13 protein-coding genes are annotated in these 15,145 nt (G+C 73.6%); 5 read left to right on the plus strand and 8 right to left on the minus strand.

Features of this window, described 5'->3' with window-relative positions:
* Positions 1-84: 84 nt before the first annotated feature.
* From ACZ6NC_RS08560 to ACZ6NC_RS08590, 7 genes are all read right to left on the minus strand, one after another.
* Positions 85-795: a thioesterase II family protein gene (locus tag ACZ6NC_RS08560; RefSeq protein ID WP_465730329.1), complete on the minus strand. Its 711-nt coding sequence runs from the start codon at positions 793-795 to the stop codon at positions 85-87.
* 62 nt (positions 796-857) lie between these two features.
* Positions 858-1,058 carry a hypothetical protein gene (locus ACZ6NC_RS08565; RefSeq protein WP_465730331.1) on the minus strand — a complete coding sequence of 67 codons (201 nt, stop codon included), beginning with the start codon at positions 1,056-1,058 and terminating at the stop codon, positions 858-860.
* A gap of 9 nt (positions 1,059-1,067) precedes the next feature.
* Positions 1,068-1,811 (minus strand): SRPBCC family protein, encoded by a 744-nt coding sequence (locus tag ACZ6NC_RS08570; RefSeq protein ID WP_465730333.1) that lies wholly within the window; start codon positions 1,809-1,811, stop codon positions 1,068-1,070.
* Between the two features lie 30 nt (positions 1,812-1,841).
* The gene (locus ACZ6NC_RS08575) at positions 1,842-2,210 is read right to left on the minus strand and encodes a condensation domain-containing protein (RefSeq protein ID WP_465730335.1); all 369 of its coding nucleotides are present in this window, start codon (positions 2,208-2,210) and stop codon (positions 1,842-1,844) included.
* Positions 2,211-2,311: 101 nt separating this feature from the next.
* On the minus strand, positions 2,312-4,543 hold the full coding sequence (locus ACZ6NC_RS08580; RefSeq protein ID WP_465730337.1) for an ATP-binding cassette domain-containing protein: 2,232 nt from the start codon (positions 4,541-4,543) through the stop codon (positions 2,312-2,314).
* A gap of 238 nt (positions 4,544-4,781) precedes the next feature.
* Positions 4,782-5,120, minus strand: coding sequence for a DUF5132 domain-containing protein (locus ACZ6NC_RS08585; protein ID WP_465730339.1), 339 nt, complete (start codon positions 5,118-5,120; stop codon positions 4,782-4,784).
* A gap of 299 nt (positions 5,121-5,419) precedes the next feature.
* On the minus strand, positions 5,420-7,120 hold the full coding sequence (locus ACZ6NC_RS08590) for a DUF885 domain-containing protein (protein WP_465730341.1): 1,701 nt from the start codon (positions 7,118-7,120) through the stop codon (positions 5,420-5,422).
* A 212-nt stretch (positions 7,121-7,332) separates the two neighbouring features.
* Between ACZ6NC_RS08590 and ACZ6NC_RS08595 the strand changes: the two genes are divergently transcribed.
* The 5 genes from ACZ6NC_RS08595 to ACZ6NC_RS08615 are packed head-to-tail and all read left to right on the plus strand — an operon-like array spanning position 7,333 to position 13,905.
* A complete protein-coding gene (locus ACZ6NC_RS08595) occupies positions 7,333-8,916 on the plus strand; it encodes an ABC transporter substrate-binding protein (RefSeq protein ID WP_465730343.1) in 1,584 nt (527 codons plus the stop codon).
* A 13-nt stretch (positions 8,917-8,929) separates the two neighbouring features.
* Positions 8,930-9,898: an ABC transporter permease gene (locus ACZ6NC_RS08600; protein WP_465730345.1), complete on the plus strand. Its 969-nt coding sequence runs from the start codon at positions 8,930-8,932 to the stop codon at positions 9,896-9,898.
* Between the two features lie 7 nt (positions 9,899-9,905).
* Positions 9,906-11,768 (plus strand): dipeptide/oligopeptide/nickel ABC transporter permease/ATP-binding protein, encoded by a 1,863-nt coding sequence (locus ACZ6NC_RS08605; protein ID WP_465730347.1) that lies wholly within the window; start codon positions 9,906-9,908, stop codon positions 11,766-11,768.
* The gene (locus ACZ6NC_RS08610; protein ID WP_465730349.1) at positions 11,765-12,598 is read left to right on the plus strand and encodes an ABC transporter ATP-binding protein; all 834 of its coding nucleotides are present in this window, start codon (positions 11,765-11,767) and stop codon (positions 12,596-12,598) included. Before ACZ6NC_RS08605 ends, ACZ6NC_RS08610 begins: the two co-directional genes overlap by 4 nt.
* Positions 12,595-13,905: an NAD(P)/FAD-dependent oxidoreductase gene (locus ACZ6NC_RS08615; protein WP_465730351.1), complete on the plus strand. Its 1,311-nt coding sequence runs from the start codon at positions 12,595-12,597 to the stop codon at positions 13,903-13,905. The genes ACZ6NC_RS08610 and ACZ6NC_RS08615 overlap by 4 nt, the downstream gene beginning before the upstream one ends.
* Here the strand turns inward: ACZ6NC_RS08615 and ACZ6NC_RS08620 are convergent.
* Positions 13,895-14,977, minus strand: coding sequence for an alpha/beta fold hydrolase (locus ACZ6NC_RS08620; RefSeq protein WP_465730353.1), 1,083 nt, complete (start codon positions 14,975-14,977; stop codon positions 13,895-13,897). The two genes, ACZ6NC_RS08615 and ACZ6NC_RS08620, sit on opposite strands and share 11 nt — an antisense overlap.
* Positions 14,978-15,145: the final 168 nt, after the last annotated feature.

Below are 15,145 nucleotides of genomic sequence, written 5' to 3' on the forward strand. Positions count from 1 at the left end.
CCCCGCCCCGTCCCCTTCCCCCCCCCCCCCCCCCCCCCTCCGCCCCCCCCCCCCCCCCCCCCCCCCCCCCCCCCCCCGCCGGCGTCATGCGAGCCGGGCGGTGAGGTCGGCGAGCAGCTCGGCCTCGGACGGGGTCGGATAGAAGTGGCCGCCCGGGAACCGGCGGTGCTCGAAGCCGCCGGGGACGGTCAGTTCGGACCACGCGCGGACACCGTCCGGCGGGCAGTCGGGGTCGCTCTCCCCCGCGTACGCGGTGATGGGCGCGCGCAGGGGTTTCGGCTGCCGTGGGCGGTACGTCTCGATGAGCCGGTAGTCGGCGCGCAGCGCCGGGAGGGTCAGCTCGCGCAGCTCCGGGTCGTCGTAGGCCTCCGCCCCGGGCCCGCCCAGCTGCCGGACGTCCGCGATCAGTGCCTCGTCGTCGCGGGTGTGCAGGTCGGTGGGCGCGGCGCGGTGCGGGGCGACGCGGCCGGAGACCAGCAGGCGGGTGGGCGTACGGCCGCGGCCGTCGAGCCGCAGGGCGACCTCGTAGGCCACCGCCGAGCCCATGCTGTGGCCGAACAGTGCCACCGGCCGGTCGAGGTACGGTTCCAGGGCGGTGTGGATCTCGTCCGCGAGGGTCGGCAGGTCGGGGGCGAAGGGCTCCAGGAGCCGGTTCTGCCGTCCCGGGTAGCGGACCGCCAGGAGCTCAACGTCGGCGGGCAGCAGTGCGGGCCAGCTGTCGAAGAAGTTGACGGTGCCGCCGGCGTGCGGGAAGCAGACCAGTCGGAGCCTCGGCTGCTGTGCGCGCCGATGCACACGGAACCAGGCGCCGGCCTCGCTCCGGGCTGGTGCCGGCCGGGTGACCGGGTGTCCCACGGCTACCACCGGCCGCGTGACGGTGTGGAGTTGAGCTTGGCGCTGAACGCCGCGAGGAAGGCCGGGAGCTTGTCCACCATGGACTTGGGGACCGGGGTGGTCTGGACGGTGTCCCGTGCCACGTCCTGGAAGACGAGCGTGTAGGCGCCGTTCTCCTCGACGAGTTCGGCGGCGTAGAGCAGTGTTTCCATCGAGGTTTCCATCGGGGGCTCCTAGGCTTGGGTGTCGTTGAGCCAGGCGTTCCACGCCTTGGTGGCCCGCTGCTCGTCGGCGTCCTCGGCGAACAGGTGGTGGCCCAGCCAGACCGGCCAGTTCCAGGTGCTGCCGTTGAAGAACCGGTACAGCGCGTCCGGGCCGCGCAGGCCGACGAAGTCGGGGCTGAGCCAGTCCACGACGACCGCCTCCGGGCCGCCGTCCGGACCGGGGACGTGGAGTTCGAGCTCGTCGCCGACGGCCGCGTCGTCGACGAGGCCGAGGCGTCGACGCAGGGCGTCGAAGTCGGCCGGGTCGGTGGTGGGTTCGGGGCGCTGGGCCTTGACGTAGACGGCGGGGCGGCCGCCGAAGTGCCGCAGGTACTCGGCGAGGCCGTGCTGGTAGAAGTGGACGTGCTTCTCGGCCGCGTCCGCCTTGGTGTCCCAGATCTCGTCCCAGACGCCCTCGTGCACCCAGTGGATTCCCATGCGCAGGTGGCTCGTTCCGCTGTCCGCCGGCTCGATCCGGTAGCTGAGCGTGTTGGAGAACTCGTCGCCCAGGGTCGCCCGGACGGCGAAGTGGCTCGGCGGCTCCCACGCCACGACGGTGCTGTCGGACCGGGTGACCTTTCCGCCGACGCGCGGCTCGACCTCCATGGGGTACAGCCAGCCCAGGTTGCCGGCGCCGGTGGCGACCGCGGCCCAGACCTGTTCGGGCGCCGCGGGTAGGTCCTGTTCCTTGCGAACCTCGAACTCTCGGGTCATGGTCGGTTCTCCTTCGTCGTCGTTCAGGTGTCAGTAGGTGAGCGGGAGGGCGCTCAGCCGCCGTTGCAAGGGGTTGGGGCGCCATTCGAGGGCCGCGCCGCCGGCTGCTTCGTCGGCCAGTCTCAGCTGCGGGAGCCGGCGGACCAGCGTGCCGACGGCCACCTCCACGATCTGACGCAGGTCCTGCCCGTCGTGGCCGAAGGTCACGTGCAGCACGTCCATCTCGTCGACGACCCGGCGCAACGCGGCCTCGACGAGCTCCGCGTCGACCGGTCCGTGGATCTCCAGGTAATCGCCGATGCGGTAGGCGTCGAGTGCCGTCCGCGCGTGCTGCTCGGCGAGCCAGATCTCGCGCTGTGCCGCGGTCAGGGGAAGGACGTCGCCGTCGAGACGGGACATGGGGGTACCTCCAGAAGTGTGGGCGCGGGCGCGCAGGGCACGCCGGGCCCCGCCGGCCGCGGTGACGTCACGCGGCCGGCGGGCGGGTGCTGCTGCGGTGCTCAGGCGGCGAGTTCGCCGGCCTGGAGCTGCCAGAGGGATGCGTAGAGTCCGTGCCGGGCGAGGAGTTCGTCGTGGGTGCCCTGCTCGGCCACGACGCCGCCCTTGTCCATGACGTAGATCCGGTCCGCGTGGCGGACGGTGGAGAGCCGGTGGGCGATCACGATCATGGTCCGATCGGTGGCGAACCTCCGGAGCGTCCGCTGGATGGCGGCCTCGGTCTCGTTGTCCACCGCGGAGGTGGCCTCGTCGAGGATCACGACGGGCGCGTCCTTCAGGATCGCCCGGGCCAGGGCGATCCGCTGCCGCTGGCCGCCCGAGAGTGCGGTGCCGCGTTCACCGATCACCGTGTCGTAGCCGTCCGGCAGCGTCGCGATGAAGGTGTGCGCCTCGGCCATCATGGCCGCGTCGACCACGGCCGCGTCCGGGGCCCCGAAGCTGCCGTAACGGATGTTGTCGGCGATGCTGCCGTCGAAGAGGAACGGGTCCTGGGCGACGAACCCGATCGCGTGGCGCAGGTCCCGGCGCGGCAGGTCGCGCACGTCGCGCCCGTCGAGCAGCACGCTGCCGGACTCCGCGTCCTGGAAGCGCATCAGCAGCTTGGCGACGGTCGTCTTGCCGGAGCCGGTGGCGCCGACGAGGGCGGTGACCCGGCCTGCGGGAATGGTCAGTGAGACGTCCTCCAGCACCGGCGGGCGGCCGGGGTAGGCGAAGGTCACGTCGTCGAGGACGATCTCGCCCCGCACCTTCGCGGTGTCGAGCGGTCCGTCGGTGCCTTCGGTCTCGACGGGCAGTGCCCGCAGGTGGTGGACCCGGTTGAAGGCGGCGAGCGTGCGCTGGTACTGGTCGACGATGCCGCCGAGCCGGTTCATCCGCAGCAGCACCATCTGGGGCAGCCCGATCAGCGGGCTGAACACCTCGAACGGCAGGCTGCCGTTGAGCACCGACCGACCGCCGATCAGCAGGGTGCCGGCCATCGAGCTGGTCGTGCAGACCCTGACGGTCTCGGCGTGGCGGATCGTGCTCCGGTCGGTCTGCTCGTTGCTCTCCTGGGCCTGCGCGCTCAACTGGTCGATGCGCTCGGCTTCGTAGTCCTCGGTGCAGAAGCTCTTGACGGTGGCGCCGGCCTCCAGCGTGTTCACCAGCTGGCTGTGCAGCCTGGCCCGGCGCTCACCGGAGACGGCGTAGTCGGCCGTGACCTTGTCCTGGTAACGGAGCGACAGCCAGGCGATGACCGGAATGGGCAGGAAGGCGATCCAGGCGATCTGCGGTGCCAGCAGGAGGAACAACGGCACCAGGATGGCCAGGCTGGCGCCCAGCTGCAGCACGTCGTTGGCCGAGGTGGCGAAGAAGGTGCCCAGCTGGCGGACGTCGTCGGTGAGCACCCCGGCGATCCGGGTGGTCCGCTCGCCTTCCAGGTGCTGCACGTGCTCGTACGTGCGGCCCCGCCAGTCGTGCTCGATGTCCTGGCCGAGCTGGCGCCACTGGAGGTTCGAGGAGTAGGAAAGGCCCGCGACGGCGGCGCAGGCGACGGTCACCAGCCCTGCCAGGCCCAAGAGTTGGGCGGACGCGGTGGTCAGGCCGAAGCGGATCAGCGGCGCGGCCTCGCCCTTGATGAGGACCAGTGCCGTCCAGCCGAGGAAGGTGCCGAGCGCCATCTCCGCGATCTGGCAGGCGACCGACAGGGCGGAGGCACGGTAGAGCCGTCGGCGGTGCGGTCCGACGATCTCCAGCAGGGGGTGCCGCTCGGCCGCGGTCCCGGGCAGGCCCTCGGTCGCGTCGGCCGATCTGTGCCAAGCCTTCCGAAGGACGGCTCCGGTCGCCGCCACCACGCCGCCCAGCGCGACCAGTTGCCTGCTGAGCGCCGACCCGCGGATCAGGGCGATCCCGGCCGCCACGCCGCCCCCGACAGCCAGCACAGGGCGTACGACGGCACCGCGGTCGGCGCGCGGAGCCGGTTCGGCGGCAGACCGGGCCGGCACGGGACGGGTGGCTCGGGCCGCACCCTCCACGACCAGGGCGACGGCCCTGCGGACGATCCGGTCGACGTCCGCGGCGCTCACGCGCGCATCGTGCCGGACGAGGACTCCGCCGGTGACCGGGTTGGCCTGCGCCTGGGTGATCCCGGGGATCCGCCGCAGGGCCGCGGCGAGGACTTCGGCCGCCCGGGGCCGCCCGAGAACAGGTTTGACGTTCCAGCGCTGACGGCCCGGAATGACCGATCGCAGACGCACTTCCAGATCCACGGAGTGATTCCCGGCTGCGGCACCCAGCAGAGAAGGCATGTGTACGATCACCTGTTGTGCGAGGTCGCGAAAACCGCCACGGGCGTGACGCATTCTGCGACGGAGTGGAATTCTGAAGGAGGAAGGAGATGCGGCCGACGGGCCTGCGGTCGACCGCCGCCCGGGCGCACATCCGAGCTCGGCCCGAATGTGCGCCCAGGGCGGGCCAGGGCCGCCGGACAGGCCGTCAGTTCACCTTGCCGGCGCCGGCGGTCGCACGGATCTTCGGGGACCTCGCCTCGCCCTCGGTCCGATCGGCGGATTCGCCGTTCCCGGCGACGGCACCCTGGCCGTCGCCTGAACGGACTCCGACGTCACCGGCGGCGACCTGCGCCGCCACCACGTCGGCGGCGACCTCGGCCGCGAGGTCGTGGATGTTCTCTCCGGCCTCGTGGGCCGCCTTCTTCACCTCAAGCACGATGCCGACGGAGGTCTTGACGACACCGAGCATCAGTGGCTTGAGGAGACGTTTGGCGAGTGGCGCGACGACGAGGCCGACCAGGAAGGGCGGTACTAGGGGCGGCATGATGCTCCATCCTCTCTACGTATACGCATGACAGGGGACCCGGGCACTGCAGACACCGAAGCAGCGCACAGCCGGGCGGACGAAGGAACCCACTTCCGGAATTCGACATCCAACCTACCGAGCCGAATTCGTCACAGTGGAGCCCATCGCCCGCTCTTCCGCCACCGTAGTCCAGCCATGTACATCGAGGCCAAACAGTTCCGGCGGGTTTCACTCATGCGAGTGCTCTTGAACGATCCGAGTGGCACGAAGCGCAGTACGCCTACTCACCAGGTGAGCATATTGTCCGACTTCAATGATTAATTGGAATTGCCGAGTTCTCGTCCCACCCGCCCGCGCAGGGCGGGGAACGGCAGCCCGCCTCCTCCCAGCACCGCTTCGTGGAAGGCCCGCACGTCGAAGCCGGCGGCCAAGCGAGCCTCGGCCTCGGCCCGCAGCCGGGTGAACTCCAGGTAGCCCGCCCGGTAGGAGAGCGCCTGCCCGGGCAGGTCGGTCGCGTAGCGCAGCAGGTCCGAGGTGATCTGGCCGTCCGCCTCGGTGGAGTTCGCGCGCATGTAGTCCCGGGCCTCCTCCAGGTCCATCGTCCCGAGATTGAGCCCGGTGTCGACGACGAGGCGCTGCGCGGTGAACCGCTCCTGGGCCAGCCGCCCGTAGGCGTCCCACGGATCGTCGTAGAGGCCCATCTCCCAGCCGAGGCCGGCGGCGTACTCGGCCCAGCCCTCGTTGAACGCACCGAACTCGGCCACCTCGCGGCGCAGTTGCGGCAGCGCGCGGTTCTCCGTCTGCCGGGCGAGGTGGAAGTGGTGCCCCGGCGCCAGCTCGTGGTGGATCAGGGACGCCGAGCCCAGGAGCGAGCGCCGATCCACGTCCGAACCGTTGTAGCGGTAGCGCCCGACCGGGACGTCCGGAGTCGGCTGCTCGTAGTACCCGAAGGTCATCCCCGCCTCCAGCGCCGGATCCAGCCGCGCCAGTCCGTACGGTGCGGCCGGGAGGACGGCGAACCAGCGCGGCAGCAGCGGGGCGAGCCGGTCGAGGTAGCCGCGGTAGCGGTCCTCGACCTCCTCGGGGGTCCGGGCGTACAGACGGGGCTCGGTGCGCAGCCGCTCGTGGAACTCGGCCTCGGGGCCCGGAAACCCGAGGGCCGTACGGACCTCCCGCATCCGCTCGGCGAGTTCCCGGCACTGCTCGCGGCCGAGCTCGTGGAGCCGCTCGGGCGGCGTGTCGCCCCCACTGTGAGTCCGGACGAACTCCCGGTACGCCTCCTCGCCGCCCTCGTACTGCGCCCAGCCGACGGCCCGCGGCGCCTCGCGCAGGTAGGCCGGGTCGTCGAGGACGGCGAGCAGGCCGTCGAAGGCCGGTGCCAGCTCGACCTCCACCAGCCGATGCGCCCCGTCGCGGAGCCGTCCGCGGTCGGCGCGGCCCAGTCCGCCGAGTCGGTCGTCGCCCACCTCCACCCGGCGCGCCACGGACGCCCGCAGGCCCACGACGGTGGCGCGCGCCCCGGCCAGGGCCGGGGCCGGCACCCGGAAACCGCGTCCAGCCTGCTCCGCCGCCTTGTCGGCGATCGAACCGACCACCCGGGCCAGCTCGTGCAGCAGCGACAAGTACCGCTCGACGTCCGGTCGTTCGGCGAAGCGGAATGGGCACAGGACCGCGTCGACGTACTGCGACAACGGGAAGAGCCGGTACGTCGTGGCCGCCGGCGTCAGCCAGTAGCAGCGGTGGGACCGCAGCTCCTGCTCGGCCAGCCCCGCGAGGAACGCGGCGGTGTCGGCGTCGAGTCCGGACGACGCCACACCGTCGAGTGCCCGGACCCGCCCGAGGACGCCCTCCGCGAACCGCGCCCGCTCCTCGGCCTCGGCGGGCGACGCCCCGGGGAGCGTCTCCACCGGGAGGCCCTGGCGCACTCTCAGCAGTGGATCCCGCTCCAGCAGGAATTCCCAGTACCGATCGGCCAGTCGACCGATCTCCTCACCCGACTCGTTCGTCCTCGTCCTCATGCGGCCAGTGTGGCGATGGCCCGGCCGCCCGGTAGCCCGGTCCGCGGAACCGCCGCCGTACTATCCCTCGAACGGGTGAGACGAACCCGGTCGCCCGGGGCCGCGCGAACGGCTCCCGGACGCCTCCACATGCGGCTTTTGCTGTTCGAACAGACTTGCCACACAAGTCAGTTGACTCGTCAGCGGGACGACTCGGTGGCACCATGGCGCCCATGCCCCGTCGCACCCTGCCGACCGCCCGTGCGCTCGCCGCCGCCGTCGCGGTCGCCGCGGTGGCCGGCTGCGGGGGCGCCGCCCGGTCCTCGACGAGCACTCCGCTCGTCGAGCACGGGACCGTCCGGATCGCCGCGGCCAGTGAGACGCCGAGCTTCGACCCGTACTCGACCTTCGGCGCCGCCCAGGCCGGCTACGCCTACGACTCGCTGGTCAACCTCGCCCCCGACGGCACCGTGGTCTCCGGCCTGGCCTCCTCCTGGCAGGCCACCACCACCACGGCCACCTTCACTCTGCGCCCCGGCATCACCTGCTCCGACGGCACCCCCCTCACCGCCTCGGCGGTGGCCCGGGCACTGACGTACGCGGGCGACCCGGTCAACCAGCTCGCCGGCGCCCAGACCGTCCTGCCCGGCGTCCCCTTCACCGTGACCGCCGACGACCCGACCGGCACCGTGTCGGCCGGCACCGCCGCGCCCTTCCCCTTCCTCACCCGCACCCTCGGCCTGCTGCCGATCGTCTGCCCCGCCGGCCTCGACCGGCCGCAGTCACTCGACCGGGCCACCCACGGCACCGGCCCGTACGTCCTGAGCCGCTACTCCCCCGGCGGCCCGTACGAGTTCACCGTCCGCGAGGGCTACACCTGGGGCCCGGCCGGCGCGACCACCGCGGAGCCCGGCCTGCCGGCCCGCCTCGTCATCTCGGTGGTGCCCCAGGCCTCCACCACCGCGAACCTGCTGCTCACCGGGGGCGTCGACATCGCGGACGTGAACGGGCCGGACCGCGCCCGGCTCACCGGCCACGGCCTGTCCACCACCGACGTGGCGACCGTCGTCGGGATGACCTTCTTCAACCAGCGCCCCGGCCGGCCGCTGGCCGACCCGGCACTGCGGCGGGCCCTGGTGTCCGCGCTCGACCGCCAGGGCCTCGCCAACGTCGCCGTCGGCGGCACCGGTCGTCCCGCCACCGACTTCGGCGCCGAGGGCGCCGTCTGCCACGCCGACCTCGCGGCCGCGAACCTGCCGACGCAGGACGCCGCCGGGGCCCTGCGCGCCGCCGGCTGGGCCCGTGGCCCGGACGGCCGGTTGACCAAGGACGGCACGCCGCTCCGGCTGCGCCTGATCACCAGCCCGGACCTCGGGCCGACGCTGCCGCCCGCCGCCGAGCTGATGGCCCGGACCTGGACGGCGCTCGGCGCGGACGTCAAGCTGGTCACCGAGAGCCTCCCCGCGCTCGTCAACGCCATGTACCAGACCGGTGACTTCGACGTCGTGGTCGGCACCTCACCGGGCTTCGCCCTGCCGGTCGGCTTCATCCCGTTCTTCTCCGGCCCCACACCCGCCCAGGGCCTCAACTTCGCGGGCGTCGCCAACCCCGAGTACGACGCCCTGGTCGCCGAGGCCCTCCGGCAGCCGGACACCGAAGGCTGCGGCACCTGGAACCGGGCCGCCGCCGCCCTCTTCCGCTCGGTCGACGCCCTGCCGATCGCGGACGGCCGCAGCACCGTGTACGGCCGGAGCACCACCTTCGCCACCACCTTCGGCGGCCGGCTCGTCCCCACCAGCATCCGCCTCCACCAGTGACCGGGGGCCCACCGTGTCCTTGCACCCTCTGCTGCGGAACCCCTGGACGGCGTTCCTCGGCCGCCGCACCGCCCGGCTGCTCCTCTCCCTCGGGGTCGTGCTCACCGCGTCGTTCGCGATGATCCGGCTCGTCCCCGGCGACCCGGTCCGCGCCGCGCTCGGCGTCGACGCCGCCCCCGCCCTGGTGGCCGCGCGCCGACACCAACTCGGGCTCGACACGCCGTTCCTGTCCCAGTACCGGGACTACCTGAGCGGCCTCGCGCACGGCGATCTCGGCACCTCGCTGGTCACCGGGACCCCGGTCGCCGAGCTGGTCCGCACCCGGCTGCCGGCCACCCTGGAGATCGCCGGCCTGGCCTTCCTCGTCACCCTCGCCGTCGCCCTGCCCTGCGGACTGCTCGCCGCCGTCCGCACCCGCGACGGCCGCCACCCGCGCAGCGAGCTGGCGTTCACGGCACTGACCTCCGGGCTGGCCGGCGTGCCGGACTTCGTCCTGGCCGCCGGGCTCACCGCACTCCTGGCCGTCGGCCTCCAGCTGTTCCCGGTGGCCGGCTCGGCAGGCGTCGAGTCCTTCGTCCTGCCGGTCCTCGCGCTCTCCCTCGCGCCCACGGCCGTCCTGGTGCGCATCGTCCGGGTGGAGGCGCTGAAGGTGCTGTCCGAGGACTACCTGCGCACCGCCCGGAGCAAACGGCTGTCCCCCGCCCGCCGCTACCTGCTGCACGCGGCGCCGAACATGGCGACCGCCACGCTGACCGTCGCCGGAAGCCTGCTGCCCGCCTTGATCGCCGGCACGGTGCTGGTCGAGAAGGTGTTCGCCTGGCCCGGCATCGGCTCGGCGCTGGCACAGTCGGTGGTCTCCCAGGACTACCCGGTGGTCCAGGCGATGGTGCTGATCCTGGGCACGACCGTGCTGCTCGCCGGCCTCCTGGTCGACGTGCTGCTGGCTCTGCTGGACCCGCGCTCGGCGATCAGGGAGAGCTGAAGATCCGATGTCCCTTCCCCTCAGGTACCCGCGCTCGCCCATGGCCTGGGCCGCGGCGGCCATGCTGGCGTCCCTGGTCGTGCTCGCACTGGCCGGCCCGCTCCTCTGGGGAGCGGCGGCCGACCTCCCCGACCCCTCGGCGGTGCTGCAAGGCCCGTCCGCAGCACACCCGTTCGGCACCGACAGCCTCGGACGGGACGTGCTCGCCCGCGTCCTGACGGCCACCCGGCCCTCCCTGTTGCTCGCGCTGGCCGCGGTCCTGCTCGGCGCGACCGGGGGCATCCTCCTCGGCGCGTCCACCGCCGTGGTCGGCCTCCGCACCCGCCGACTGCTCGCCGGGCTGATCACCGTCCTGCTCGCCTTCCCCGCAATCCTGGTCGCGATGTTCCTCGCGGTCGTGTTCGGCGCGGGCGCCGGCGGGGCGGTGCTCGCCCTGGCCGTCGCCGGTGTGCCCGGTTTCGCCCGGCTCGCCCAGACGCTCGCCGCCGCCGTCGCGGGCACCGACCACCTGGCCGCGGCCCGGGTCCTCGGCCTGCGCCGGCACCGGCTGCTGTGGCGGCACGTCCTGCCCAACATCGCCGAACCCCTGCTGCTGAGCACCACCACGGCCGCGGGCACGGCCCTCGTCGCGCTCGCCGGGCTGAGCTTCCTCGGCCTGGGCGTCCAACCGCCCGGCTACGACTGGGGGCAGCTGCTCAACCAGGGACTCGACCGCATCTACGCCGAGCCGCTGCCCGCCCTCGCACCCGGCCTGGCCGTCCTCTACGCGGCGGTGACGTTCCAGCTGCTCGGCGAGGTCCTGGCCGGAGGCGTCGCCCGGCGCAGCCCGGCACCCCGTACGCCCGCCGCGCCGACCGCCACGCCGACCGCCACGAGCGGGCCCGCCGCGGAGGGTCTCGTCCTCCAGGTCGAGGACCTCACCGTCGAACTCCCCACCCCGGACGGTGTGATCCGACCGGTGCGCGGCGTGAACCTGTCCCTGCGGCCCGGTGAGATCGTCGGACTCGTCGGCGAATCCGGCTCCGGAAAGTCGCTCACCGCGCTCGCCGTCGCCGACCTGCTCCCGGACCGGGCCCGGATCTCCCGGCGGACCCTCCGCCTGCTCGTCGCCGACCTCGCCGCCATGACGCCGAAGGAGCGCGAACACCACCTCGCGACCGGCCTGGCGATGATCTTCCAGAACCCGGCCTCGGCGCTCAACCCGTCGCTGCGCATCGCCACCCAGCTCACCGAGACCGTCCGCACCCATCGCGGCGCGAGCCGCGCCCAGGCGTTGGCGGAGGCCTCCGACGCCCTGCGCCGGGTCGCCCTCCCTCCGGCCGTGCTGCGGGCACGCCCCCACCAGCTCTCCGGCGGCCAGCGCCAGCGGGTGATGATCGCCGCCGCTCTGATGGTGCGGCCCGGCCTGATCATCGCCGACGAGCCGACCACCGCGCTCGACGTCACCGTGCAACGGCAGATCACCCGGCTGCTGTCCGAGATCCGGCGGGACACCTCCGCCGCCGTCCTGTTCATCAGCCACGACGTCGCGCTGGTGGGCGAGTTCTGCGACCGCGTGCTGGTGATGTACGCGGGGTCCATCGTCGAGACCCTGCCCGCCGACCGACTCTCGACCGGCACCCGGCACCCCTACACCCGGGCCCTGATCGAGTCGGTACCGGACCTCACCGCGGACCGCGACCGGCCCCTGCCGACGGTGGAGGGCACACTGCCCGAGCCGCTCGCGCCCGCCCCGGGCTGCCCGTTCGAGCCCCGCTGCCCACGCCGCCGGGAGCACTGCGCCGAGGAGGCGCCGCCGCTGGAGGACCTCGACGCAGTCCACCGGGTGGCCTGCTGGCACCCGGTGGCGGCGGAGGTGGTCGTGTCATGACCGCCCTTCAGCTCACCGACCTCACCGTCCGCCACCCCGGCCCGCGCGGCCCCGTCGCCGCCGTGGACGGGGTCTCGCTGGAAATCCCGGCCGGCACCACGCTCGGGCTGGTGGGCGAGTCCGGCTCCGGGAAGTCGAGCCTGGCCCGCGCGATCGTCGGCCTCACACCCGTGCACGGGGGCCGGATCCTGCTCGACGGCCGGGAGGTGCGGGCCCGCACCGTCGGTGACCGGCGCCGGCTCGGCCGCCTGGTCCAGATCGTCCTCCAGGACCCGGACACCGCGCTGGATCCCCGGATGACCGTCCGCCAGACGCTGGGCGAAGCGGCAACCGCGTTCCACCGGCTCGACCGGCGGGCCCGTGCCGAGCGGGTCACCGCCCTGCTCGAACTCGTCGGCCTGAACGCCCGGTTCGCGGACCGCCTGCCTCGGCAACTGTCCGGCGGCCAGCGCCAGCGGGTCGCCGTCGCCCGTGCCCTGGCCGTCGAGCCCGGACTGCTGATCGCCGACGAGATCACCTCGGCGCTCGACGTCTCGGTGCAGGCCTCCGTCCTCAACACGATCCGCGGCCTCCAGCGGCGGCTCGGCCTGTCCATGCTCTTCATCGGCCACAACCTGCCCGCGGTCTGCTACGTCTCCGACGCGGTGGCGGTCATGCGGCACGGTCGGATCGTCGAGACCGCCCCCACCGAGGCCCTGCTGCGCGATCCACGGCACCCGTACACCCGGACGCTGCTCGCCTCCGTGCCCAGTCTGCGCACCTCCGTGCCCGGTCTGCGCACCTCCCTGCCCCGCCTGCGCACCTCCCTGCCGGATGAGAGGCCGTCATGACCACCAGCCGACCGGACGCGGTCGTCGTCGGAGCCGGGGTGATCGGCGCCGCCGTGGCCCTCGAACTCGCCCGCACCGGGCGGCAGGTGGTCGCCGTGGACAAGGCGGGCGCCGCCGGCCACGGCTCCACCAGCGCCTCCAGTGCGATCATCCGGTTCAACTACTCCACCTTCGACGGCGTGGCCACCGCCTGGGAGGCCCAGCACCTCTGGACGTCCTGGCCCGACCACCTGCGGCTCACCGGCCGCCGCCCGCTCGCGGCCTTCCACCGCAGCGGGGCCGTGCTGCTCGACTCCCCCGCCGTCGCACCGTCGGCGGTCACCGCCCTGTTCGACCGCGTGGGCGTCCCGTACGAACGGTGGGACGCCCCGACGCTGCGCCGGCGCCTCCCCGGGATCGACCCCGGGCGGTACTGGCCGCCGAAGCCGGTGGACGACGACGCCTTCTTCGACGCACCGACCGGCGAGCTCGGCGCCCTCTTCACCCCGGACGCAGGGTTCGTCGACGACCCGCAGCTCGCCGCCCAGAACCTCGCCGACGCGGCGGGTGAGCTGGGCGCGAGCTTCCTGTTCCACCACACCGTGGTGGCCGTCGACCGGCACGCGGACCGGGTGGCGGGAATCCGGCTGGCCGACGGAACGCGAATCGCCACGCCGGTCGTGGTCAACGCCGCCGGCCCGTGGTCGGGAGGCCTCAACCGGCTGTCCGGCGTCGGCAGCGACTTCACGATCAGCGTGCGCCCGCTGCGCGAGGAGGTCCACCAGGTCGTTGCGCCGAGCGGCCACACCACCGGTCCCGGACTCGGCCCCGTCGTCGCCGACCTCGACCTCGGCACCTACCTGCGAGCGGCCTCCGGCGGCCACCTCCTGGTCGGCGGCACCGAGCCGCCCTGCGACCTGCCGGAGTGGATCGACGACCCGGACGAAGCCGACCCCCGCCCCACCGCCCACCGCTTCCGGACCCAGGTCACCCGGGCAGCCCGCCGCTTCCCGGAGATCGGCGTCCCGAACCGGCCCCTCGGGGTCGCGGGCGTGTACGACGTCGCCGACGACTGGACCCCGATCTACGACCGCACCGCCCTCGGCGGCTACTACGTCGCCATGGGCACCAGCGGCAACCAGTTCAAGAACGCCCCGCTGGTGGGCCGCTTCCTCGCCACCCTCGTCGACCTGGTCGAAGCCGGCCACGACCACGACGAGGACCCGGTCCGCTACCGCTGCGAGCACACCGGCAACGTCGTGGACCTGGGCGCCTTCTCCCGCCGGCGCCCGGCCCGGGCCGGCTCCGCCCGCACGGTCATGGGCTGAACGTGCGCAGCTCCCGCACCAGATCCGCGACCACCCCGACCACGAACCCGGGCGCCTCGGTCGGGAAGGCATGGCCGGTGCCCGCCGGCGTGTACACCAGCCGCGACGCCGTCGACGCCGCCAGGTACCGGGTCCTCGTCCGAAGGTAGAACCGGGCGATCCGCTCGGCCTCGGCCGTGTCCCGGGCGGCGGCCAGCACCGTCTCGCCGCCCGTGAGGTCGCGGGGTATCACCAGCACCAGCGGCAGGTCGCCGAGGTCCCCGTCATAGACCACGGTCTCCCAGCCCACCCCCGCCAGGCCGGCAGGCGAGAGCTCCGCGAAGATCGACGCGGCCGCGCAGTACTGGCCGGTCCGGCCGCCGCGGCCCCGGTGAGCGCCGAAGAGATGCCGCACCGCCGTCCGCAGGAACGCCCCGCGCATGCCCGCGACCAGCCGGTTGGGCGGCGCGAACGCGATGACCTCCAGGGGCGTCGGATCCAGCAGCACGAGTCCGGCCACCAGGTCCGGCCGCCGCCTGGCGGCATTCGCGACCAGCAGCCCGCCGAAGGAATGGCCGACGAACACGTACGGAGCCCGCTCCCCCGCCGCCGCCAGCGCAGCCACGAGTTCCTCCGCCTCGGCCGCCGTCGTCCTCGGGAAGGGCCCGACATCACTCCAGCCCGAGCCGAACCGGTCGACCAGCACCGAGCGGGTCCGCGCCGCCGTCATCACGTGCAGGTGCCGGAAGTCCTCGCCGGGGGCGTGTCCCCCCGGCAGCCAGACGACCGTCGGGCCGTCCCCGGCGTCCCCCGCCGCGAGGACGTGCATCCGGTGGCCTCCCACGTCGACCAGCTTCCCCGGCACCGGCCGCGCCCGCGCCCCGTGGGCCACCAGCACCAGGTGCCGCACCGCTCCGGCTGCCAACACGGCACCGACAGTCACAGTCGCCCACCCGAGTGCCACCGTCCAGGCGCTCTCCAGCGCCACGAGGCCGACACCCACCGCCGTCACCAGCAGCGCAACCGGCAGTCCCAGCCAGTCCCGGCTCAGCAGAGCGAGCCAGGCGTTCGCGACCCGTCCGTCCCCGCGCATCGGCCCTCCGCGGCAGCAACATCCAAAACCGGTGCCCGCACTCCTTTCCTACCCCCATGCTCGTACCCGCACCCGACATCCGCTCGCGAACACAGCGCACGGCCGAGGACCCCGGCCAACGACGGACTCCCGGCCAGGCCGCCGCGCGGCGCGAGGACCTTGCCCGCC

Source organism: Kitasatospora sp. NPDC041988 (genome assembly GCF_055588525.1).